Origin of the sequence: Serratia sp. NGAS9 (assembly GCF_009905295.1) — a bacterium.
Taxonomy (GTDB): Bacteria; Pseudomonadota; Gammaproteobacteria; order Enterobacterales; family Enterobacteriaceae; genus Serratia; species Serratia bockelmannii.
Genome location: NZ_CP047605.1, coordinates 2875132 through 2896388, shown reverse-complemented (window position 1 = coordinate 2896388; position 21257 = coordinate 2875132). Strand labels below are relative to the sequence as shown.

21 protein-coding genes are annotated in these 21257 nt (G+C 57.9%); 11 read left to right on the top strand and 10 right to left on the bottom strand.

The genetic code is table 11. The features are described 5' to 3' along the window. Positions 1-15 precede the first annotated feature (15 nt). Positions 16-1746 carry an arginine--tRNA ligase gene (gene argS / locus GUC32_RS13870; protein WP_025303138.1) on the bottom strand — a complete coding sequence of 577 codons (1731 nt, stop codon included), beginning with the start codon at positions 1744-1746 and terminating at the stop codon, positions 16-18. 829 nt (positions 1747-2575) lie between these two features. On the opposite strand from argS, the gene GUC32_RS13865 reads away from it, so the two are divergent. After that, positions 2576-3142, top strand: a complete 567-nt coding sequence (locus GUC32_RS13865; protein ID WP_025303137.1) for a VOC family protein — start codon at positions 2576-2578, stop codon at positions 3140-3142. On the opposite strand, the gene GUC32_RS13860 is transcribed toward GUC32_RS13865, so the two are convergent. After that, the gene (locus GUC32_RS13860; protein ID WP_089195964.1) at positions 3139-4287 is read right to left on the bottom strand and encodes a MalY/PatB family protein; all 1149 of its coding nucleotides are present in this window, start codon (positions 4285-4287) and stop codon (positions 3139-3141) included. The two genes, GUC32_RS13865 and GUC32_RS13860, sit on opposite strands and share 4 nt — an antisense overlap. 101 nt (positions 4288-4388) lie before the next feature. On the opposite strand from GUC32_RS13860, the gene cutC reads away from it, so the two are divergent. After that, positions 4389-5147, top strand: a complete 759-nt coding sequence (gene cutC / locus GUC32_RS13855; RefSeq protein ID WP_043143046.1) for a copper homeostasis protein CutC — start codon at positions 4389-4391, stop codon at positions 5145-5147. Between the two features lie 131 nt (positions 5148-5278). On the opposite strand, the gene GUC32_RS13850 is transcribed toward cutC, so the two are convergent. Further along, positions 5279-7099 (bottom strand): exopolysaccharide biosynthesis protein, encoded by a 1821-nt coding sequence (locus GUC32_RS13850; RefSeq protein WP_369435282.1) that lies wholly within the window; start codon positions 7097-7099, stop codon positions 5279-5281. Between the two features lie 437 nt (positions 7100-7536). On the opposite strand from GUC32_RS13850, the gene GUC32_RS13845 reads away from it, so the two are divergent. Both GUC32_RS13845 and GUC32_RS13840 read left to right on the top strand, forming a co-directional pair. Then, entirely contained in the window at positions 7537-7941 is a 405-nt protein-coding gene (locus tag GUC32_RS13845; protein WP_025303133.1) for a hypothetical protein, read from the top strand. After that, on the top strand, positions 7938-9986 hold the full coding sequence (locus GUC32_RS13840) for an FKBP-type peptidyl-prolyl cis-trans isomerase N-terminal domain-containing protein (protein WP_369435281.1): 2049 nt from the start codon (positions 7938-7940) through the stop codon (positions 9984-9986). Before GUC32_RS13845 ends, GUC32_RS13840 begins: the two co-directional genes overlap by 4 nt. Positions 9987-10022: 36 nt before the next feature. Here GUC32_RS13840 and cmoB read toward each other — a convergent pair whose 3' ends face one another. From cmoB to GUC32_RS13815, 5 genes are all read right to left on the bottom strand, one after another. Continuing rightward, positions 10023-10994, bottom strand: a complete 972-nt coding sequence (cmoB, locus tag GUC32_RS13835) for a tRNA 5-methoxyuridine(34)/uridine 5-oxyacetic acid(34) synthase CmoB (RefSeq protein ID WP_369435280.1) — start codon at positions 10992-10994, stop codon at positions 10023-10025. Further along, positions 10991-11734, bottom strand: a complete 744-nt coding sequence (cmoA, locus tag GUC32_RS13830; RefSeq protein ID WP_089180997.1) for a carboxy-S-adenosyl-L-methionine synthase CmoA — start codon at positions 11732-11734, stop codon at positions 10991-10993. Before cmoA ends, cmoB begins: the two co-directional genes overlap by 4 nt. A 102-nt stretch (positions 11735-11836) precedes the next feature. Next, the gene (locus GUC32_RS13825; protein WP_004932387.1) at positions 11837-12232 is read right to left on the bottom strand and encodes an MAPEG family protein; all 396 of its coding nucleotides are present in this window, start codon (positions 12230-12232) and stop codon (positions 11837-11839) included. A gap of 102 nt (positions 12233-12334) precedes the next feature. Next, positions 12335-13150, bottom strand: a complete 816-nt coding sequence (locus GUC32_RS13820) for a DUF72 domain-containing protein (RefSeq protein WP_089180536.1) — start codon at positions 13148-13150, stop codon at positions 12335-12337. Positions 13151-13203: 53 nt separating this feature from the next. Continuing rightward, positions 13204-13782, bottom strand: coding sequence for a hydrolase (locus GUC32_RS13815; RefSeq protein ID WP_049209178.1), 579 nt, complete (start codon positions 13780-13782; stop codon positions 13204-13206). A 215-nt stretch (positions 13783-13997) separates the two neighbouring features. Here GUC32_RS13815 and GUC32_RS13810 point away from each other — a divergent pair, with 215 nt between their 5' ends. The 7 genes from GUC32_RS13810 to ruvB all read left to right on the top strand — a co-directional run bounded on the left by GUC32_RS13810 (position 13998) and on the right by ruvB (position 19626). Then, positions 13998-14228: a zinc ribbon domain-containing protein gene (locus GUC32_RS13810; protein WP_320204121.1), complete on the top strand. Its 231-nt coding sequence runs from the start codon at positions 13998-14000 to the stop codon at positions 14226-14228. 74 nt (positions 14229-14302) lie between these two features. Then, complete coding sequence (gene aspS, locus GUC32_RS13805) at positions 14303-16087, top strand: aspartate--tRNA ligase (RefSeq protein ID WP_369435279.1); 1785 nt, start codon at positions 14303-14305, stop codon at positions 16085-16087. Then, the gene (nudB, locus tag GUC32_RS13800; protein WP_004932373.1) at positions 16087-16533 is read left to right on the top strand and encodes a dihydroneopterin triphosphate diphosphatase; all 447 of its coding nucleotides are present in this window, start codon (positions 16087-16089) and stop codon (positions 16531-16533) included. Before aspS ends, nudB begins: the two co-directional genes overlap by 1 nt. Positions 16534-16552: 19 nt before the next feature. After that, complete coding sequence (locus GUC32_RS13795) at positions 16553-17296, top strand: YebC/PmpR family DNA-binding transcriptional regulator (protein ID WP_004932370.1); 744 nt, start codon at positions 16553-16555, stop codon at positions 17294-17296. A gap of 57 nt (positions 17297-17353) precedes the next feature. After that, the gene (ruvC, locus tag GUC32_RS13790) at positions 17354-17875 is read left to right on the top strand and encodes a crossover junction endodeoxyribonuclease RuvC (protein ID WP_004932367.1); all 522 of its coding nucleotides are present in this window, start codon (positions 17354-17356) and stop codon (positions 17873-17875) included. Positions 17876-17987: 112 nt separating this feature from the next. Beyond that, positions 17988-18602 carry a Holliday junction branch migration protein RuvA gene (ruvA, locus tag GUC32_RS13785; RefSeq protein ID WP_025303126.1) on the top strand — a complete coding sequence of 205 codons (615 nt, stop codon included), beginning with the start codon at positions 17988-17990 and terminating at the stop codon, positions 18600-18602. A gap of 19 nt (positions 18603-18621) precedes the next feature. Beyond that, positions 18622-19626 carry a Holliday junction branch migration DNA helicase RuvB gene (ruvB, locus tag GUC32_RS13780; RefSeq protein ID WP_025303125.1) on the top strand — a complete coding sequence of 335 codons (1005 nt, stop codon included), beginning with the start codon at positions 18622-18624 and terminating at the stop codon, positions 19624-19626. A gap of 66 nt (positions 19627-19692) precedes the next feature. Here the strand turns inward: ruvB and znuB are convergent, their stop codons facing one another. Then, positions 19693-20478 carry a zinc ABC transporter permease subunit ZnuB gene (gene znuB, locus GUC32_RS13775; protein ID WP_025303124.1) on the bottom strand — a complete coding sequence of 262 codons (786 nt, stop codon included), beginning with the start codon at positions 20476-20478 and terminating at the stop codon, positions 19693-19695. Then, positions 20475-21233 (bottom strand): zinc ABC transporter ATP-binding protein ZnuC, encoded by a 759-nt coding sequence (gene znuC, locus GUC32_RS13770; protein ID WP_004932357.1) that lies wholly within the window; start codon positions 21231-21233, stop codon positions 20475-20477. Before znuC ends, znuB begins: the two co-directional genes overlap by 4 nt. Positions 21234-21257: the final 24 nt, after the last annotated feature.

Below are 21257 nucleotides of genomic sequence, written 5' to 3'. Positions count from 1 at the left end.
ACCGCGCAGTGCGGTTTACATACGTTCGACGGTTTCGATGCCGAGCGTGTCCAGACCCGTTTTCAGCGTTTTAGAGGTCAGCAGCGCCAGCTTCAGGCGGCTCTGACGCGCTTCTTCGCTGTCGGCGTTGAGGATCTGGCAGTGCTCGTAGAAACCGGAGAACAAGCCCGCCAGATCGTACAGGTAGCTGCACATGACGTGCGGCGTGCCTTCACGTGCAACGGTAGTGAGCACCTCTTCGAACTGCAGCAGGCGAGTGGCCAGTGCAATTTCACGCTCTTCGGTCAGTGTCAGCGGCAGCGTCAGGCTGCTTTCGTCGATCCCGGCGCGTTTGAATACCGATGCCACGCGGGTATAGGCGTATTGCATATAAGGCGCGGTATTGCCTTCGAAGGCCAGCATGTTATCCCAGTCGAAAACATAGTCGGTGGTGCGGCTTTTCGACAGATCGGCGTATTTCACCGCGCCGATGCCGACCACGCGGGCCACGGTCTTCATTTCCTCTTCCGGCATGTCCGGGTTTTTGCCGGCGATCAGCTGTTCGGCGCGTTCGATGGCCTCATCCAGCAGATCGGAGAGCTTCACGGTGCCGCCTGAGCGGGTTTTGAACGGCTTGCCGTCTTTGCCCAGCATCATGCCGAACATGTGGTGTTCCAGCGAGACGGACTCAGGCACGTAACCGGCTTTGCGCACGATGGTCCAGGCCTGCATCAGGTGCTGATGCTGGCGGGAGTCGATGTAATACAGCACGCGGTTGGCGCCCAGGGTCTCGTAGCGATATTTGGCGCAGGCGATATCGGTGGTGGTGTAGAGGTAGCCGCCATCCTTTTTCTGGATGATGACGCCCATCGGGTCGCCGTCCTTGTTCTTGTATTCGTCGAGGAACACCACGGTGGCGCCTTCGCTTTCCACCGCCAGCCCTTTGGCTTTCAGATCGGCGACGATGCCCGGCAGCATCGCGTTATACAGGCTTTCGCCCATCACGTCGTCTTCGGTCAGCGTGACGTTCAGGCGGTTATAGGTCAGCTGGTTTTGCGCCATGGTGATGTCGACCAGCTTGCGCCACATTTTCAGGCAGTACTGATCGCCGCCCTGTAGCTTCACGACGTAAGCGCGCGCGCGCTCGGCGAACTCGGCGTCTTCGTCGTAATGTTTCTTGGCTTCGCGATAAAACTGTTCGAGATCGGACAGGCCCATATCGCTGGCGTTTTCATTCTGCATTTTTTCCAGGTAGGCAATCAGCATGCCGAACTGGGTGCCCCAGTCGCCGACGTGGTTGGCGCGGATCACTTTGTGGCCCAGAAACTCCTGGGTACGTGCCGCGGCGTCGCCGATGATGGTGGAGCGCAGATGGCCGACGTGCATCTCTTTCGCCACGTTCGGCGCAGAGTAGTCGATAACGATGGTTTGCGGTTCAACCGGGGCAATGCCCAGCTTCGGTGCATTCAGCACCTGGTCGGCCTGGCGGGCGACCCAGTCGCTGTTCAGGAAAATGTTGATAAAGCCGGGACCGGCGATTTCCACTTTACTGGCGACATCGCCGAGATCCAGCAGTTGCACCACTTTTTCCGCCAGCTGACGGGGCGGCATGCCCAGCTTTTTGGCGACTGACATCACGCCGTTGGCCTGGTAATCACCAAACTGCGCCTTGGCGGAAGGGCGGACCTGCGCTTCGCAATCGGCTGGCGCACCAGCGGCGATCAGCGCCTGGCTGACTTTATCTGAAAGAAGAACCTGAATATTCACCGGGTTACCTTAATGACGAACGAGGAGCTGAAGCCAGCCCCTGCGGGATTCAACGGTGGCGGGCGCGACGGGCGACCTCCACAAAACAGCCTGCAATTGTAACCGATCTGACGGAGCCCGTCAGCAGTTGGCGCGGCCGCTGCGATGAAACAGTTGTCGGGTGCGGCGCGTAGAATGCCTGAAGGTGAAAAGCAGAATGACCTGACCAGAATGTACGGAGGGGAGAGTTATGAGGCTAACGCTTTTTATTGTGACGCCTGGCATCCAGCGTGTTGGTGCGGCGTGATTTAAAATGACGGTAGATGGCGTATACGGCGATAATTATCAACACCAAGGAAATCGTCAGCAATAACATAATGATCATCTCGAATTTAAATTTTCTCCAAAGTAGCTGAGTTGTACTGGTGAATCAATTGTCCGAGGTTAAATTAAGATAATCCTTAGTTTTTTATTAATTATTGAATTTTATTGTCTTTGTTTACAATGGGTTGATTGTTGTTTTTTTGTGAATTTGATAAGTGGATAAAGTGTGATTAAATGAAGCGATTCAATCGGTTTAACCCGCGAATCACGAATGGTTTTGTGAAAAATAACTTAAATCATAACGTCATGATGAAGGGTTATAATGGCTTGCGAAAATTCTTAATTTTTATTTTTCTGTTGACTTAATAAGCTGCATTCTTAATAAAAAGTTGGTTTATTGCTCTCTCCGCACGCAACCGAAAATCATTCTGAATGACTGCTGAAAACCCTCTCAACGCTGGCGAGCGCTGTCGCCACGGTGTAAATTACGGCGTTTAACTTTGTGCTCCGTTGTTTTGAGGTTCCTATGACCACTCCCTTGCAGGCCATTGCCGAGCTTGACGATCTGAAGCTCGACCTGCCGCGTTTCGAGCAGGCGTTGCAACAATTTGCCGCCAGATTGCGGCTTGATCTGTCTGCCTTTATCGCCGATCACATCTCCCTGCGTTGTCACCAGAACGCTACCGCCGAACGCTGGCGCCAGGGATTGATGCAGTGTGGGACACTGCTGTCCGAATCGATGATCAACGGGCGGCCTATCTGTTTGTTTGATTTACAGCAGCCGCTGGCCGTGGGGCCGTGGCGCATAGATTGCGTCGAGCTGCCGTACCCCGGGGAGAAACGCTATCCGCATGAAGGGTGGGAACATGTCGAATTGGTGCTCAGCGGCGATCCGCAGACGCTGCATGCACGGGCGTTGAGTCACCTTGCTGATGAAGCGTTGTTGGCGCCGGGGATCAAGCTGAAGCAAAGTTCGCCAAAAGGCGAAGGCGAACGGCTGCCGAACCCGACGCTGGCCATCACCGATGGAACGGTTACGATCAAGTTTCATCCTTATTCCATTAGAGACATCGTCGCCAGCGAACAAGGCTAGCCAGCCAGTGCCGCACAGGCTTGCGCCATGCGATCGAGCGCTTCATTGAGCAGGGCCCGCCGGCAACCGAAGTTCAGCCGTACAAAGCGCCGATCGCCGAAATCCAAACCGGCGCTTAACCCAACGCCTGCGCGCTCGAAGAACTGATGCGGGTTATCCACCGGCAAAGCGCTGCAGTCGATCCAGGCCAAATAGGTGGCTTCGATCGGTAACAACGTCAATCCCGGCATAGCGTTGATGCGCTCTGTCAACCGATCGCGATTGGCGCGCAGATAAATTAACTGCTCATCCAGCCAGGGTTGCCCGTATTGATAGGCCGCCTGGGCGGCGACCAGCGCCAGCAGATTAACCTCCGGGACAATGCCGCTGCGTGCGCGTTTCAGCTTTTGTCTCAACGCTTCGTTGGGGACGATCGCCATCGAGGCGCCGAGCCCGGCGAGATTGAATGTCTTAGACGGTGACATCAGCGTCACGCTGCGTTGGGCCGCATCTTCATTCAGGGTGGCGAAAGGGATGTGTCGCACGCCGGGTTCAAGTAGCAGCTCGCAGTGGATTTCATCGGAGCAGACGATTAAATCGTGCTCGCGAGCGAACTGATGGTGCTGCAACAGTTCATCCCGGCGATAAACGGTGCCTCCGGGATTTTGCGGGTTGCACAGCAGCAGGAGCTTCTCATTGCCGCTGAGCCGATCATGCATCGCGGAAAAATCCAGCACCCAACGTTGGCCTGCCGCCGTTAGCGGCACCGAGAGGTGTTTACGCCCCGCGAATTTGGCCGCTTTGCGAAACGGCGGATAAATGGGAGAGGGAGCCAGCGTGCTCTGATGTTCTTCGGTGCAGGCGCGCACGCACAGGTTCAGGCCACACACCAACCCAGGCAGGAAAATGATCCATTCAGGCTTGATGTGCCAACCGTAGCGCTCTACCATGCGGCGGATAAAAACCTCAAGAAGATCAGGGGATGGGTGGGTGTAGCCGAATACGCCGTGCGCTACGCGCCGCTGCAAGGCTTCGATCACCGCCGGCGGCGAGGCGAAATCGCTGTCGGCGACCCAAAGCGGGAGGATGTCGCGGCCGCGATATTTATCCCACTTAACGCTGTCACTGTGACTGCGGTCTACCCATTGATCAAAATTGAATGCCATAGTTACAACCCTGAACCGGTTTATGCCTATGCATGAGCCTACGTGAGAAATGAAGAAATGAACAATTGCCGCCGTATGTTGGCCGTTATCTGGGGGTGACAATGATAAAACTGGAAGTTTGTTGCTTTAGCGTCGACTGTGCGCTGACGGCCGAACGGGCGGGCGCCGATCGCATCGAGTTGTGCGCCAGCCAGAGCGAAGGGGGATTGACGCCGAGCTATGGCACGCTGCGTCTGGCGCGCGAGCGGGTTGCGATCCCGGTGCATCCGATCGTTCGCCCTCGCGGTGGCGATTTTTGCTACGGCGCGGTGGATTTCGAGGTGATCAAGCAAGATATCCGCCACATCCGCGAGATGGGATTCCCCGGCGTAGTGGTAGGCATGTTGGACGAAGAAGGGCACATCGATCTGCCGCGCATGCGCGAAGTGATGAGGCTGTGCGAGGGGATGGCGGTGACGTTCCACCGCGCGTTCGACATGTGCCAGAATCCGATGGTGGCGCTGGAGCAACTGACTGAGCTGGGCGTGGCGCGCATTCTGACCTCCGGCCAACAGCAGAGCGCCGAACTTGGCCTGCCGTTGCTGCGTGATTTGCGTCAGGCCAGCCAGGGCCCGGTGATCATGGCGGGTGCCGGTGTGCGCCTCAGCAATCTGCACAAGTTCGTCGATATCGGCCTGCATGAACTGCACAGCTCTTCCGGCCATCTAGCGCCGTCGACCATGCGTTATCGCAAGGCGGGTGTCACCATGTGCTCCGATAACGAGTTTGACGAATTTAGCCATTATTGCGTGGATGGCGAAATGGTGGAGGCGATGAAAAACGCGCTGGCCTTGGTTGATCCCCTGGCGCAAAGCGCATAAACACGCAGCTAACCGTGTTTGATAACCGGTTTCCGGGCCGTAAGACCCCTTTGCGTGTCACCGAGCCCTCGGCGATCACGCAAGTACCAGGCCCCGGCGTTTTGCCGGGGCTTTTTTTATTTTGCGGATGATTAGTGCTGTGCATCGGGCGAGAAGTTGAAGACTTCGCCCGGAGTAATGCCGCAGTTTAAAACGCGCACCGCATTATTGCCACTTCCGGGATTGACCAGGATATCGTGGATAGTGCGATTGTTGTTCATGACAAAACGCGCGTAGTAGAGGTTGCCGATGCGTATCCAGGGAATAGCTTCATTGCTCTCGACAGTGTCGGTATAATTATCGTTGTACGAGCGGGCCCAAATGCCAGTCGAAGCTTGCGCGGTAGATTGATCGCCGATAGAGGATGCGATGGCCCAGAATGTTCTCAATCCCATGCTCCGATGAATACGTTGACCCAAACCTTTATAAGCCGGGTTGTCTCCATTGGCGGTCAGGATATTGCTATCCGCCGTCAGATTCCCGTCAATAAACCAGCCAACAGGCTGTTTGTCAGCACTGATGGCGATCATGTTGCTGTTCGTCAAACAATTTAGCGGAGCCGCATGTAGCTGATAGCTGCGTTGCGCAATGCTCAGTGTGCCTCTAAGAATGTTGTAACCCGCTTCATTGTTCAGACTGCCGTTCGTCCACATTGGCATGACGGTGTTGCTGAATGAAAGTTGATACCCGCCGTTCGCTTCGAAGCGAATGGCCTGAGGGGAGAGTGAACCCTTCGGTCCATTAGCGGTAGCGAAGTTAACATTGCTGATTTGCACTGGGGTGATATTTGATTGGCCAGTAGACTTTCTTAATACCAGGAACCCTCCAACGGTATCACCATAGTCATTAATATAAGAACCGTTGGCGATTTGAATATTGGCGGAGGAATCCGAGTCGATATCAATTCCGGTACCATTTCTGTCTGCCATGAAATTGCTCAGGCTAAGGCCGCCTAAATAGGAGGTTCCTTGTGTTGTAGTTTTGATAAAGATCTTTTTGCCATAAGAGAACACATTCACCATAAACGTATTGTCGTGGCGATCGAGATTGAAAGCACAAGAACCGGCTACGGCGATAGAGGCAGTCACCGCGTTTTCTGTCGGGCGCACGACGTTGGCATTGACGTGAACATTGGTAAATCTGTTGATGTCCCTGCTTTCATAAACCCTGTAGTCGCAGCGTACTGCCCAACCGTAGATATTCTCAAAGCTGTTGGCTTCTCCACGAGCTTCAACAAAATCATAGGCGCCTACATAACGGCAGTTGGCGACTGACAGAGCGCCGGTTGCGGTAATGGTGGCTCCGTATGGAACAAACGCCTCCGGCTGGGTGGCAGTATATTTCTGATCTGGATAGAGGAACGACCAACCATCAAAGACAACGTTCTTATCGCAGGCGAAACAAACCGTACCTGCCGGCTTTTTGATGATGAAAGCACTATCGTCAGCAAGGCCTGCCCGATTAGGGCCATTGTTTGTAAGACTTGCAGGGCCTTGAGCAATACCGCGGCGGGATCCTCTGACTGTGACGCCATTTGCGACGTTGATAGGTTGAGTGCTGGTCAGCAGATATTGAGCATTTTCCGAAGCATAGACCACTTTGTTTTTTAAACTCGCGGCATAGTTTAATGTCGCGCTGATTGCTGCGTCAGAGGCGGAAGTGCCACTAGGATCGGCACCGAAGTGATCGAAAGTCAGTTTCTGATCCAGTCGTTTCCAGCGCGCTCCTCCCGTTGTAACCACCACGGTACCGTTATTGTCCGCACTGGTTGTATCCGTTTTCGCATAATAGAATTCGCCGCCTCCGGTGAAGTGTCCAGCGGTGTGAGAAACTAAAAAGACAATCTGGTCATCTGTAACTGGCGTCAGATTACGCAATTCACTGATGTTATTAACACTAATCATATTGTTCATGAAATTTCTCCTGTTGGTTGGCAACACTATTCTCAATCAGGCTGGACGTTTCAAAAAGTCGATGAGGTTTGCTGGGTGCTGATACAGCGTGAAGTTCAGGTCGCGAAAAGTGGAGCATGGATTGGCCTGGTACCTTGTAAAGACGCAGCACCGTTTCAACGCTGTTATTCGGTCGGCGGCCCCATCTCTTCTTGCGCTCGCTATGCCCTGCTGATAAATTTGTGAGTTAAAATCCTTTAAATATCATGATATTAAATGATTTTTTGGTATTTATTTGCGTGGTGAATGATTTGCGCTCTGCCGCTCATTATCGCGTCTGCATTTTATACCTGCTCACCGCCGGTTTTATGGCCGGAACATCACAGCATCAATTGAGGAGAGCCGTCGGCGCAGCCACAGAACACGCCGACGGCGGACTTTACAAGGAGATAACGATAATGACCCGAACGGCACACTGTTTGACCGCTGCACTTTTGCTGACGTTGGCCCTGACCGGCTGCCAGACCGCCAAGCGGCCTGTTTCTACATTAAGTAAGCCGCCCAGCGCGGAAGAAGTTGCCGAGCAAGACAAACGGCAGCGTGAAGCTGAGCGCATGCAGCAGTGCCAGCGCGAACTGGATGCCATGCGCGGTATGGATAACGAAAAATACCAAAAATTCAAACGCGAGTTCGATACTTTGATGGGCGGCGCGGCGCAGTATGCCGGGGTACGCCAGCGGGTCAACACGGGCACGCAGGAAACCGTTGACGCCCTGTATCGTTATCGCACCAGCCGTCTGTGCGCAGACATCAGTTCTGCCATGATGACCGGCCTGGCTGAGCGCGGAGAACGCGCCCAATGACTCTCCGTGCGAGAAAGGCGCTACTGAGCCTGATGATAGCGTTGGCGTTTGCGCCGGCGGTGGTCGCTGCGGATGACGACGTGCCGGCGTTATTGCAGTTTGCCGAGCGCTATCAGCGGCAAGATGCACCGGCAGCGGATACCGCAGTCACTCAATCCCAGGCCCCACAAAAGTCAGCATCCCGGCCGGTTCAAACGCGTGAGACGGCGGTGCATAAGAAGCAGCTGGCGCAGTGGCAAAAGGCGCTGCGCGAGAAAGAGGCCCGATTGGAGCAACAGCAGGCGGTAATTCAATCACTGCAGCAGGAGCTGACCGCGTTGCGCGTCGCGTCCACCCTGACGGCCGCCGACAAACCGTCACCGGCGCCCGATCTGAGCGCGTTGAGCAACTTCGCCAGCGGCGTGCGGCAGGCGTTGAACCTGACGCCGCAGGAGCGTAAGGCTCAGGCGCAGATCGCCGAAACGCAAGCGGCGTTAGCGCGGCAAAAGCAACAAACTGCGGAGCGCGATCGGCGTATTGCCTTGCTGGAACAACGGCTGGCGGTGCTGCCTGGCCAGGCGGATAACGCCTGGCAGGAGAAATTGGCCGCGGTGCAGACCGCCCACGATAAAGCGCGCCAACGTTATGAGCAGGATAAAAAAGCGGCCGCCGCTGAGCTGGAACAGCAGAAGGCCGAGGCTGCCAGGCTGACGGGCGAACTGCAGCAGCTGGCGAAACTGCAAAAAGAGCAGGAGAGTCAACGGCAGCAGGGGGGGCAGCAAGAGCAAAGCCTGAAGACGGCGCTGGCGCAGCAAAAGGCCGAAACCGCCAAGGCTGCGGGTGAACTTCAGCAGCAGCTGGCGCAGGTGCAAAAAGAGAGGGATATCGTACGCCAACAGGCCGAGCGGCAAGAAAAAAGCCTGAAGACGGCGCTGGCGCAGCAAAAGGCGGAAGCCGCTAAGGCTGCGGGTGAACTTCAACAGCAGCTGGCGCAGGTGCAAAAAGAGAGGGATATCGTACGCCAACAGGCCGAGCAGCAAGAAAAAAGCCTGAAGACGGCGCTGGCGCAGCAAAAGGTCGAAGCCGCCAAGGCTGCGGCTGAACTTCAGCAGCAGCTGACTCAGCTGCAGAAAGAGCGTGATGGTCAACGCCAACAGGCTGAGCAACAAGAGCAAAACCTGAAGATGGCGCTGGCACAGCAAAAGGCCGAGGCCGCCAAAGCGACGGGTGAACTTCAGCAGCAGTTGGCAACGCTGCAGGGAAAAAACAAAACGCAAACCGAGCAGGCTAAGGCGCTGGAACAGCGTCTGGCGGCGCTGACGACGGAAAACGCTCAGACAGTGCAGCTACGGAATAAAGCGGCGCAACAGGCACAGCAAGCCTTGCGCGAGGAACTGGATGGGCTGAGATCGCGGGCTAAATGGCTGCCGGAGAGTCAGACGCTCAAGAAAAAGCCGGAGCAACAGAGCTACGCCGCCGGTGTCGCTTTGGGGCGCGATATTCAAACGATGCTGGCGGAACGTAAAAATTGGGGTATCACGCCCGACAAAACCGTGCTGCTGGCGGGCGTGATCGATACCTTCAGCGGCCATTACCAGTTGAGCGATGCGCAGTTGACCAGCGCACTGGCGGAGTCGGAAAAAGCGGTAAATGACGCCAGAAACCAGGCGGCGAAGACGCAGACCAGCAAGGGTGAGGCGTTCGTCGCCGAGTTTAAAAAGAAGAAGGGTACGCAGAAGTCGCCTGCCGGTTTCTGGTATCGCATCGATTATGCGGGTGATGAGGCCATTAAGGAAAACGCGCGGGTGGACATCGTGGTGAAAGAAAGTTTAACCGACGGTCGCGTGATTCAGGATATGGATCGCAGTGGGAAGGTGATGTCCCAGCCGCTCTCCGCCTATCCGCCGTTGTTCCGCGAGGCGATCGGCCACCTGAAAAATCACGGCTCGCTGACGATGGTGGTGCCGCCGGCGTTGGCGTACGGTGAAACCGGCTATGCGCCGCAGATCCCGCCGAACGCGACGATGGTCTATGAGCTGCGAATTGTCGATGTCAGTAACGGGTGAATTCGGGCCGGCGCAGGCCGGCCCGATTAGCGAGTACTAGGGTTTTTTGGCGGTCAGTACGGCGCGCAGGGGCGCCGGATAGCCTTCGACCGTTTTGCTGCGATCGTTCGGATCGAGGAATTCTGCCAGCGACTCGCTGGTCATCCAGTCGGTGCGGCGCTGCTCCTCGAGGCTAGTGACGCACATATCGGCGATCTTCACGTCGACGAAGCCACACTTCTCTAGCCAGCACTTCAGCGCTTCGGCGGAAGGGATGAAATACACGTTGCGCATCTGCGCATAACGATCGCCCGGCACCAGCACCTGGTGGCGATCGCCTTCCACCACCAGCGTTTCCAGCACCAGTTCACCTTCAGCCACCAGCTGATTTTTCAGCTGATACAGATGATCAAGCGGCGAGCGGCGATGATACAGCACCCCCATCGAGAACACGGTGTCGAACGCCGCCAAATCTGGCAACTGCTCGATGCCGAGCGGCAGCAGGTGGGCGCGCTGATCGCCGCCCAACAGCTTGCGCACCGCTTCGAACTGGCATAGGAACAGCTGCATGGGATCGATGCCTACGGCGAAGTGGGCACCGGCGCCGATCATGCGCCACAGGTGATAACCACTGCCGCAGCCAACGTCGAGAATGGTGCGGCCGGCCAGCGGAGAAATGTGCGGCAGCACGCGATCCCACTTCCAGTCGGAATGCCATTCGGTATCGATATCGATGCCATACAGCGAGAACGGCCCTTTACGCCACGGCATCAGGGTGCGCAGCATTTTCTCGATGCCTTCGAGCTGGCCCGGCGACAGGCCGGGCTCCATTTCGGCGCGCACGCCGTGCAGCAGATCGAGGCGGGTTGGGGTCAGCGTCGGCAAATGTTCTACCGAGTTGAACCATTGTTTGAATTTGCCGTGCAGCGATTCGCGTTGCCAGGCGCTGAGCTGCGCGGGCAGGGTATCCAACCAATGGCTGAGGGGACTCTTGGCAATATGCTGATAGAAATCACCGAACACGATCATTGCGCCTCTCCCGCTTTCAGGGCGATCAGCGAACCGAAGTTGAAGCACTGGAACCACACTTCGGCATGCTCGAACCCGGCCTGTTGCAGTCGCGCTTTGTGTGCTTCTACCGAGTCGGTGAGCATCACATTTTCCAGCATGCTGCGTTTTTGGCTGATCTCCAGCTCGCTGTACCCGTTAGCGCGTTTGAAATCGTGATGCATGTTGAACAGCAGTTCGCCGACTTCGGCGTCTTCAAAGCTGAATTTCTCCGACAGCACCAGTGCGCCGCCTGGGCGCAGGCCGCGATAGATTTTCTCCAGCAGACGCAGGCGATCGGCCGGCTCGAGGAACTGCAGCGTAAAGTTCAGCACCACCATCGAGGCGTTTTCGATGTCGATGTCGCGAATGTCGGCTTCGATGACGTCGACCGGCGTGTCGGCGCGGAAGGCGTCGATATGGCGGCGGCAACGTTCCACCATCGCCGGCGAATTGTCGACGGCGATGATAGTGCAGCCTGGCACCTTGATATTCCGCCGCATCGACAGCGTCGCCGCGCCCAGCGAGCAGCCCAAGTCATACACCCGGCTGTCGGGTTGCACAAAGCGTTCGGCTAGCATGCCGATCATCGAGATGATGTTGGAATAGCCGGGAACGGAGCGTTGGATCATGTCGGGAAACACTTCGGCGACGCGTTCGTCGAAGGTCCAGTCGCCCAGTTTGGCGATGGGGGCGGAGAAAAGGGTATCGCGGTTTGGCATAGCGGCAAATCAGTTCAGAATTCGAAGCTGCGTAGTCTAACAGAAAAGCGTAAAAAAGCGGAGCGGAAGCAGGCGGCGCGGCCGCCTGATGATAAAACGGGATCAATGCAGGCTGAAAATTAGATCCCAGGGCAGATAGAAGATATTTGCCAGAACCATCAACAACAAAGAGATATAGGTCGCGGCCATGCCTGAACGACGCCAGCGAACCTCGCGGTTGCGCAAACCGTAGTAATGCACCAGTCGCCCGGCCATCAGCATCAGGCCGCAAAGGTGAATCATCCAGATTTCCGCGCCGTTCATCTCCATGATCACCAGCAATACGGCAGCGATAGGAATGTATTCAACGGCGTTGCCATGCACGCGGATGGCGGTCTGCAATTCGTAAAAACCGCCGTCGCCGTAGGCTACGCGGTACTGCATCCTTAATCTGACTACGTCATAAGAGAGTTTGATCAACAACAATGCGCCGAGCACTACATAAAGCGCGCTTACCATTTTTAACTCCGTTCCCTAACCAAAACTGGCAGCCAGCATCATAGCCGTCATTGTATTCACTGTCGCGGGGAAATATTTGATGTTATTGGTCAGATTAATAGGTCAAAACAGTGCATCTTGCTCTGGCCAGTCCGGCGGCGCAGGCAAATCGGGGATCGCCCGGCGCAGCTGCTGCCAAATTTTTTGCGCTTGCTGGGGTGAATCGCCGTTGTCCGGCGTATGAATAAACAGATACGGTTGATGTTGTTGCTGCCACAGCGGCAGTTTTTGCTGCCAGGCTTCGAACCAGCGCAGGTTGTCGGCCAATTGGTCGCCGCCGATAAAGCGCACCAGCGGTTGGTCGGCGGTGACCAGAGCGTGCACCGGCAGCTTCGGTTTTTTCTGCTGGGCATCGCGCACGGCGGCGGTATGGGGGGCGGCGTGATGCACCGGGCGGCTGTCGAGGATCACCCGATTGATGCCGCGCTGATGCAGCCCCTGATTCAACGCGCGCTCTTCCTCGCCTTTGGCGAAAAATGCCGGATGACGCACTTCGACGCCGTAGGTGAATTCTTGCGGCAGGCTTTCGAAGAACTGCCACATGCGCGGCAGCTCGTCGGGGCCGAAGGCGGCGGGCAACTGCAGCCACAATTGCCCGATGCGTTGATGCACCGGGCTCAGGCAGTGGTAAAACGCCTGCAGCTCGGCGGCGCAGTTGCGCAGGGCGGCCTTATGGCTGATGTCCGACGGGAATTTGAAGCAGAAGCGAAAATCGTCGCCGGTCATGTCGCGCCAGCGCTGCACGATGTCCAGCTTCGGCAGCGCGTAGAAGGTGGTGTTGCCTTCCACGCAGTTGAAGTAGCGGCTGTAATCCGCCAAGTCACGCAGCCCGATACGATTCCAGGCTGAATGTTGCCACTGGGGCAGTCCGATGTAGATCACGGCGTCGTCTTCCTTTACTTATCCTTGGCTTATCAGGCTACAACTTAACGTTACCGGTCGAGCGCGGCAAGAATTTCGCCGGTGTCGCGCACTCGCGCCAAACGCGGGAAGATGTGTTCGAACGCGAAACGGTGCATTTCCGCGTTCTGCGCGCTGCAGACGTCTTCGGCGATCACCAGCTCATAGCCGTGTTCCCAGGCGGCGCGGGCGGTGGATTCCACGCCGATATTGGTGGAAATACCGCCCAGCACCACAGACTTGATGCCGCGACGGCGCAGCTGCAAGTCCAGATCGGTGCCGTAGAAGGCGCCCCATTGGTGCTTGGTGATCAGAATATCGCTGTCGCAGACCGCCAGCGGCGCGGGGAACTCCCACCAGCTGGCCGGCAAACCGCCGGCGGGCGCGGGAGCCGGTTTATCCACTGGTTGTTTCAGCGCTTCGGCGAAGGAGTCTGACCAACCGACGCGCACCAACAGCACCGGCGCGCCTAGCAGACGAAAACGCGCGGCCAGCAGGGCGGCGTTCGCCACCACCTGCTCGGCGCCGTGCGGGCCGCCGGCGTAGGGCAGAATGCCATTTTGCAAATCGATCAGCACCAGAGCGGTGGTTTGGGCGTCAAGTTTCAGCATGGATTTCATCTCGTTGCGAAGTGGATAAAAACTGTTCGGCGCGTCGGGCGAGCTGCGTTCGGCGCAAAACCGGGGGAGAATCAGGCTACGTGAAAAAACTGTCGCAGGTTAATGGGAAATTTGTTAACCGATGTGTTGATTCGAACAAAAACGCGCCATTTAGTGCGGTAACAATGCTGTGTTCGCACTTATCGGGCGGATGAATTTCCTTTATAATGACTCCCTTTTTTCAACACTCTTTAATCCAACGACCTATGCCGATTTATGAATATGCATGTGGTGCTTGCAACCATCGGTTAGAGAAATTGCAAAAATTTTCCGATGCGCCGCTGGCAGACTGCCCGGCGTGTGGGCAGCCCGCGTTGACCAAGTTGATTTCATCCTCCGGCTTCCAGCTTAAGGGCACCGGGTGGTATGCGACGGATTTTAAACCGGGTAACAAGTAGAATTTATCAGATAACAGCCGCGCGACAGGGGCGCAGTAGCCCGGCGCGGCATCGGCTGTGTAAAAGGATAGCGTATGCGTACTGAATATTGCGGACAGTTGAATCTGTCCCACGTGGGCCAGGAAGTCACTCTGTGTGGTTGGGTCAATCGTCGTCGCGATCTCGGCGGCCTGATCTTTATTGATATGCGCGACCGCGAAGGCATCGTGCAGGTGTTCTTCGATCCGGACGAGAAAGTGGCGTTCGACAAGGCCTACGACCTGCGCAATGAGTTCTGCATCCAGATCGTCGGCACCGTGCGTGCGCGTCCGGACAGCCAGATCAATAAAGATATGGCCACCGGCGAAGTGGAGGTGTTTGCCCACGCGCTGGAGATCATCAACCGCTCCGAGCCGCTGCCGCTGGACTCCAACCAGGTCAACAGTGAAGAAGCGCGCCTGAAATACCGCTACCTGGATCTGCGCCGCCCGGAAATGGCTGAGCGTCTGAAGACCCGCGCCAAAATCACCAGCTTCGTACGCCGCTTCATGGACAGCCATGGCTTCCTCGATATCGAAACGCCGATGCTGACCAAGGCGACGCCGGAAGGCGCCCGCGATTACCTGGTGCCGAGCCGCGTGCACAAGGGCAAATTCTACGCGCTGCCGCAGTCTCCGCAGCTGTTCAAACAGCTGCTGATGATGTCCGGCTTCGATCGTTACTATCAGATCGTCAAATGCTTCCGTGACGAAGACCTGCGTGCGGACCGTCAGCCTGAATTCACTCAGATCGACGTCGAAACCTCCTTCATGACCGCCGATCAGGTGCGTGAAGTGATGGAGAAACTGGCGCGCGAGCTGTGGCTGGACGTGAAGGGCGTGGATCTGGGCGATTTCCCGGTCATGACCTTCGCCGAAGCGATGCGTCGCTTTGGCTCCGACAAGCCGGACCTGCGTAACCCGCTGGAGCTGGTGGACGTGGTCGACCTGGTCAAAGACGTCGAGTTTAAAGTGTTCTCCGGCCCGGCTAACGACGCCAAAGGCCGCGTGGCGGCAATCCGCGTACCGGGCGGCGCACAGCTGACCCGCAAGCAGATCGACGAGTACGGCGCTTTCGTCAACATCTACGGCGCGAAAGGCCTGGCCTGGCTGAAGGTCAACGACCGCGCCGCCGGCATGGAAGGCGTGCAGAGCCCGATCGCCAAATTCCTCAGCGCGGAAGTGCTGGAAGCTGTCCTGGCGCGCACCAACGCGCAGACCGGCGACATCCTGTTCTTCGGCGCAGACAGTTTCAAGATTGTCACCGACGCGATGGGCGCGCTGCGCCTGAAGCTGGGTCGCGATCTGGGGCTGACCCAACTCGACAGCTGGGCGCCGCTGTGGGTGGTCGACTTCCCGATGTTCGAAGAAGACGAAGAGGGCGGCCTGGCGGCGATGCACCACCCGTTCACCTCGCCGCGCGACATGAGCCCGGAAGAGCTGGCGGCAGCGCCGGTCAACGCTATCGCCAACGCCTATGACATGGTGATCAACGGTTACGAAGTGGGCGGCGGTTCGGTGCGTATTCACCGCAGCGAAATGCAGCAGACGGTATTCAGCATTCTGGGCATTAACGAACATGAACAGCGCGAGAAGTTCGGCTTCCTGCTGGACGCGCTGAAGTACGGTACGCCGCCGCACGCCGGCCTGGCCTTCGGCCTGGATCGTCTGGTGATGCTGCTGACCGGCACCGACAACATCCGCGACGTGATCGCCTTCCCGAAAACCACCGCGGCGGCCTGTCTGATGACCGACGCACCGAGCTTCGCCAACCCGGCGTCGCTGCAGGAGCTGGCGATCAGCGTGGTAAAGAAAGCCGGTGCGGAACAAGAGAGCGAGTGATGAGTTATAAGCGCCCTGAATCTATCCTGGTAGTGATTTACGCGAAATCCAGTGGTCGGGTGCTGATGTTACAGCGGCGCGACGATACCGAGTTCTGGCAGTCGGTCACCGGCAGCCTGGAACAGGATGAGTCACCGCCGCATGCCGCGCGGCGTGAAGTCATGGAAGAAGTCGGCATCGATATCGAAGCAGAGCACCTGCCGTTGTTCGATTGCCAACGCTGCGTGGAGTTTGAACTCTTTGTCCATTTGCGACATCGCTATGCGCCGGGAACCACGCGCAATAAAGAGCACTGGTTCTGTCTGGCGTTGCCCGAGGAGCGCGATCCGGTGATTACCGAGCACCACGCTTACCAATGGCTTGAGGCGGCCGAAGCCGTGAAGTTGACCAAGTCATGGAGCAATCAGCAGGCGATTGAAGAGTTTGTGATCAATTCAGTCCAGTAGTTTTTTTCGGAGATTTTTTATGGCAGGTCATAGTAAGTGGGCCAACACAAAGCACCGTAAAGCGGCGCAGGACGCCAAACGCGGTAAAATTTTCACCAAGATTATTCGTGAGCTGGTCACTGCCGCGAAGCTGGGCGGCGGCGATCCGGATTCCAACCCGCGTCTGCGCGCGGCGATGGACAAGGCGCTGTCGAACAACATGACGCGCGACACCATGAACCGTGCGATCGCGCGCGGCGTGGGCGGCGATGATGATACCAATATGGAAACCATCATCTATGAAGGTTACGGCCCTGGCGGCACCGCCGTCATGATCGAATGCCTGAGTGACAACCGCAACCGCACCGTGGCGGAAGTGCGTCACGCTTTCACCAAGTGTGGCGGCAACCTCGGCACCGACGGTTCCGTAGCTTATCTGTTCACCAAGAAGGGCGTGATCACTTACGCACCGGGCCTGGATGAAGACAGCGTGATGGAAGCGGCGCTGGAAGCCGGTGCGGAAGACATCGTGACCTATGACGATGGCGCCATCGACGTGTTCACCGCCTGGGAAAGCCTGGGCGCGGTGAAAGACGCGCTGACCGCGGCGGGCTTCGAGGCCGAAGCGGCGGAAGTGTCGATGATCCCATCGACCAAGGCCGACATGGACGCGGAAACCGCGCCTAAGCTGTTGCGTCTGATCGATATGCTGGAAGACTGCGACGACGTGCAGGAAGTTTACCATAACGGTGAAATCTCCGACGAAGTGGCGGCGACGCTGTAATCCGGTAAAACGGGCGCCGCCGTTCGGCGGCGCCGTGCATGCAAGGTGGATGTAGATATGGCGATCATACTCGGTATCGATCCCGGTTCACGCGTCACCGGCTATGGCCTTATCCGCCAGCAGGGGCGTCAGTTGAGCTATATCGCCAGCGGCTGCATCCGCACGGTGGTGGACGACATGCCGACGCGGCTGAAGCTGATTTACGCCGGCGTCAGTGAGATCATCACCCAGTTTCAGCCCGACTTCTTCGCCATCGAACAGGTGTTTATGGCTAAGAATCCGGATTCGGCGCTCAAGCTCGGCCAGGCACGCGGCGTCGCGATCGTGGCGGCGGTGAATCAGAATCTGGAAGTGTTCGAGTATGCGGCGCGGCAGGTCAAACAGACCGTGGTCGGCACCGGTGCGGCCGAAAAGGCGCAGGTACAGCACATGGTGCGCTCGCTGCTCAAGCTCTCGGCCAACCCGCAGGCGGACGCCGCCGATGCTCTGGCTATCGCCATCACCCACTGCCACCTCAGCCAGAACGTGCTGCGGATGAGCGAAGGGCGGTTGAACCTGGCGCGCGGGCGTTTGCGCTGACGCAAAGCGATGATTGCTCAGGCTGGATATTCATCCAGCCTTTTTTATGTTATAAGCTTTACCAGCAACGGCATGGCAGGGCGCCATGCCCGGTCATTCTGCAGGAGGGTAAATGATAGGTCGTCTCAGAGGAAATATTCTGGAAAAGCAGCCGCCGCTGGTGTTACTGGAGGCGAACGGCGTGGGCTACGAGGTACACATGCCGATGACCTGCTTTTACGAGCTGCCTGAACTGGGGCAAGAGGCCATCGTGTTTACCCACTTCGTGGTGCGTGAAGACGCGCAGCTGCTGTACGGTTTCAACGACAAGCAGGAGCGTGCGCTGTTCCGCGAGCTGATCAAGGTCAACGGCGTCGGGCCGAAGCTGGCGCTGGCGATCCTGTCAGGCATGTCCGCGCAGCAGTTCGTCAGCGCGGTGGAGCGTGAAGAGATCACCGCACTGGTCAAGCTGCCGGGCGTGGGCAAAAAAACCGCCGAGCGCCTGGTGGTAGAGATGAAAGACCGCTTCAAAGGGCTTAACGGCGACCTGTTCAACAGCAGCAGCGAGATCAGCCTGCCGTCCGCCGCCGACAACGCGCCGGAAGCGGACGCGGAAGCCGAAGCCGTTTCGGCGCTGGTGGCGCTGGGCTACAAGCCACAGGAAGCGAGTCGCATGGTCAGCAAAATTGCCAAACCGGGCGCCGACTGCGAGACCCTGATCCGCGACGCGTTGCGCGCTGCTTTGTAAGGCCGCTAAGAGGTAGATAATGATTGAAGCCGATCGCCTGATCTCCGCCGAACCGATCAACGAGGAAGAAGTCCTCGATCGCGCCATTCGTCCCAAGCTGTTGACTGAATACGTGGGTCAGCCGCACGTACGCGAGCAGATGGAGATCTTCATCCAGGCGGCCAAGCAGCGCGGTGACGCGCTCGACCACCTGCTGATCTTCGGCCCGCCGGGCCTGGGGAAAACCACCCTGGCCAACATCGTGGCCAACGAAATGGGCGTGAATCTGCGCACCACTTCCGGCCCGGTGCTGGAGAAGGCGGGCGATTTGGCGGCGATGCTGACCAACCTCGAACCGCACGACGTGTTATTCATCGACGAAATCCACCGTTTGTCACCGGTGGTGGAAGAGGTGCTGTATCCGGCGATGGAAGACTACCAGCTGGATATCATGATCGGCGAAGGGCCGGCGGCGCGTTCGATTAAGCTCGATCTGCCGCCGTTTACCTTGGTGGGTGCAACCACCCGCGCCGGTTCGCTGACCTCGCCGCTGCGCGATCGCTTCGGCATTGTCCAGCGGCTGGAGTTTTATCAGGTGGCGGATCTGCAGCATATCGTCTCACGCAGCGCCGGGTGCCTGGGGTTGGAGCTGTCCGACGAGGGCGCCCATGAGGTGGCCCGCCGCGCGCGCGGTACGCCGCGTATCGCCAACCGCCTGCTGCGCCGGGTGCGTGACTTCGCCGAAGTGCGCGCCAACGGCGTGATCAGCGGCGCAGTGGCGGCGCAGGCACTCGATATGCTCAACGTCGATGCCGAAGGCTTCGACTATATGGATCGCAAGCTGCTGCTGGCGATTATCGACAAGTTTACCGGCGGCCCGGTCGGGTTGGACAACCTGGCGGCGGCGATCGGCGAAGAGCGTGAAACCATCGAAGATGTGATCGAACCGTTCCTGATCCAGCAGGGCTTTATCCAGCGCACGCCGCGCGGCCGTTTGGCGACGCAGCATGCCTACCGGCATTTCGGCCTCGAACGCGAAGCATAAGTTTTCCACCCATCATAAAAAAGGGCCGCATTCGCGGCCCTTGTCATATTCTGCTGCTGGCTTTAATCAAGCCTGCTGTTTTTTGAACAAACTCAGCGTAAACAGCACGGCGGCGCTCAGCACCACCGAAGGGCCGGCCGGCGTATCGTAAAATGCCGAGAAGGTCAGGCCGCCGGTGACGGCCACCATGCCGAGCAGCACTGCGACGCCCGCCATCTGCTCCGGCGTGCGTGCGAAGCGCCGAGCGGTGGCTGCCGGAATGATCAGCAGTGAGGTGATGATCAGCGCGCCGACGAATTTCATCGCCAGACCGATGGTCAAGGCGGTGACCAGCATCAACACGGTGCGTGCGCGCACCAGATTAACGCCGTCGACGTGCGCCAGCTCCGGGCTGATGGTCATCGACAGCAGATCGCGCCACTGCCACCACAGCACCAACAGCACCACGGCGACGCCGCCGGCAATCATCACGATATCGCTCAGCGTAACCGACAGCAGATCGCCGAACAGGTAGGCCATCAGATCGACCCGTACGTTAGACATCAACGCCACCACCACCAGCCCCAGCGACAGCGCGCTGTGGGCCAGAATGCCGAGCAGGGTATCCACCGAGAGCTGCGGGCGACGTTCTAGCCACACCAGGGCCAAAGCCAGCAGCAGCGTAATGGCGATCACCGCATAGAAGGGGTTGATGTCCAGCAGCAGACCAAAGGCGACGCCGAGCAGCGAGGCGTGCGCCAGGGTATCACCAAAGTAGGACATGCGGCGCCAGACCACGAAGGAACCCAGCGGCCCGGCGGCGCTAGCCAGCAACACGCCGGCCAGCCAGCCGGGAAGTAACAGTTCAATCATGCTTCGCGGCTCCCGGTTTTCTTCAAGACAATTCTTCCCTGCAGATCGTGGCGGTGGTTGTGATGGTGGCGATACACCGCCAGCTGCTCTGCGCCGCGGTTGCCGAACATGGCGATGAATTCGGGATGCATCGAGACCACCTCCGGCGCGCCGGAGCAGCAGATGTGCTGATTGAGGCACAACACCTCGTCGGTTTTCGCCATCACCAGATGCAGATCGTGCGAGACCATCAGCACGGCGCACCCCAGCTCTTTACGCAGCTGATCGATCAGATCGTACAGCGCCAGCTGGCCGTTGACGTCCACCCCTTGCGTGGGTTCGTCCAGCACCAGCAGCTGCGGTTTATTCAGCAGCGCTCGCGCCAGCAGCACGCGCTGGTTTTCACCGCCGGAGAGCTTTTGCATCGGCTGGTCGAGCAGGTGGGCGGCGTGCACGCGTTTGAGCGCCGGCAGAATGTCGGCTTTCTTTACGCCAGGTTTAAGACGCATAAAGCGGCTGACGGTCAGTGGCAGGGTGGCGTCGAGGTGCAGCTTTTGCGGCACATAGCCGATGCGCAGATCGGGCTCACGCTCCAGCGTGCCGGCGGTCGGTTTGACCAATCCCAGCACCACGCGCACCAGCGTGGATTTGCCCGCGCCGTTCGGGCCAAGCAGCGTGAGAATACGGCCGGGTTGCAGGCTGAGGGAAATGTTCGACAGCACCTTGCGGCTGCCGAAGGCGACGGAGATATTTTTTAGCGTTATCAGTGTAGACATCTCGAGATTACAGGTTGCAGAACG

Excerpts from the sequence above, each read along its gene's own strand:
- GUC32_RS13795 (WP_004932370.1), top strand. The coding sequence starts at position 16,553 with ATGGCAGGTCATAGTAAGTGGGCCAACACAAAGCACCGTAAAGCGGCG.
- GUC32_RS13810 (WP_320204121.1), top strand. The coding sequence starts at position 13,998 with ATGACTCCCTTTTTTCAACACTCTTTAATCCAACGACCTATGCCGATT.
- cmoA (WP_089180997.1), bottom strand. The coding sequence starts at position 11,734 with ATGCCAAACCGCGATACCCTTTTCTCCGCCCCCATCGCCAAACTGGGC.
- GUC32_RS13815 (WP_049209178.1), bottom strand. The coding sequence starts at position 13,782 with ATGCTGAAACTTGACGCCCAAACCACCGCTCTGGTGCTGATCGATTTG.
- ruvB (WP_025303125.1), top strand. The coding sequence starts at position 18,622 with ATGATTGAAGCCGATCGCCTGATCTCCGCCGAACCGATCAACGAGGAA.
- nudB (WP_004932373.1), top strand. The coding sequence starts at position 16,087 with ATGAGTTATAAGCGCCCTGAATCTATCCTGGTAGTGATTTACGCGAAA.
- GUC32_RS13860 (WP_089195964.1), bottom strand. The coding sequence starts at position 4,287 with ATGGCATTCAATTTTGATCAATGGGTAGACCGCAGTCACAGTGACAGC.
- GUC32_RS13840 (WP_369435281.1), top strand. The coding sequence starts at position 7,938 with ATGACTCTCCGTGCGAGAAAGGCGCTACTGAGCCTGATGATAGCGTTG.
- aspS (WP_369435279.1), top strand. The coding sequence starts at position 14,303 with ATGCGTACTGAATATTGCGGACAGTTGAATCTGTCCCACGTGGGCCAG.
- ruvC (WP_004932367.1), top strand. The coding sequence starts at position 17,354 with ATGGCGATCATACTCGGTATCGATCCCGGTTCACGCGTCACCGGCTAT.
- znuC (WP_004932357.1), bottom strand. The coding sequence starts at position 21,233 with ATGTCTACACTGATAACGCTAAAAAATATCTCCGTCGCCTTCGGCAGC.
- GUC32_RS13825 (WP_004932387.1), bottom strand. The coding sequence starts at position 12,232 with ATGGTAAGCGCGCTTTATGTAGTGCTCGGCGCATTGTTGTTGATCAAA.
- cutC (WP_043143046.1), top strand. The coding sequence starts at position 4,389 with ATGATAAAACTGGAAGTTTGTTGCTTTAGCGTCGACTGTGCGCTGACG.
- GUC32_RS13850 (WP_369435282.1), bottom strand. The coding sequence starts at position 7,099 with ATGAACAATATGATTAGTGTTAATAACATCAGTGAATTGCGTAATCTG.
- ruvA (WP_025303126.1), top strand. The coding sequence starts at position 17,988 with ATGATAGGTCGTCTCAGAGGAAATATTCTGGAAAAGCAGCCGCCGCTG.
- GUC32_RS13865 (WP_025303137.1), top strand. The coding sequence starts at position 2,576 with ATGACCACTCCCTTGCAGGCCATTGCCGAGCTTGACGATCTGAAGCTC.
- cmoB (WP_369435280.1), bottom strand. The coding sequence starts at position 10,994 with ATGATCGTGTTCGGTGATTTCTATCAGCATATTGCCAAGAGTCCCCTC.
- znuB (WP_025303124.1), bottom strand. The coding sequence starts at position 20,478 with ATGATTGAACTGTTACTTCCCGGCTGGCTGGCCGGCGTGTTGCTGGCT.
- GUC32_RS13845 (WP_025303133.1), top strand. The coding sequence starts at position 7,537 with ATGACCCGAACGGCACACTGTTTGACCGCTGCACTTTTGCTGACGTTG.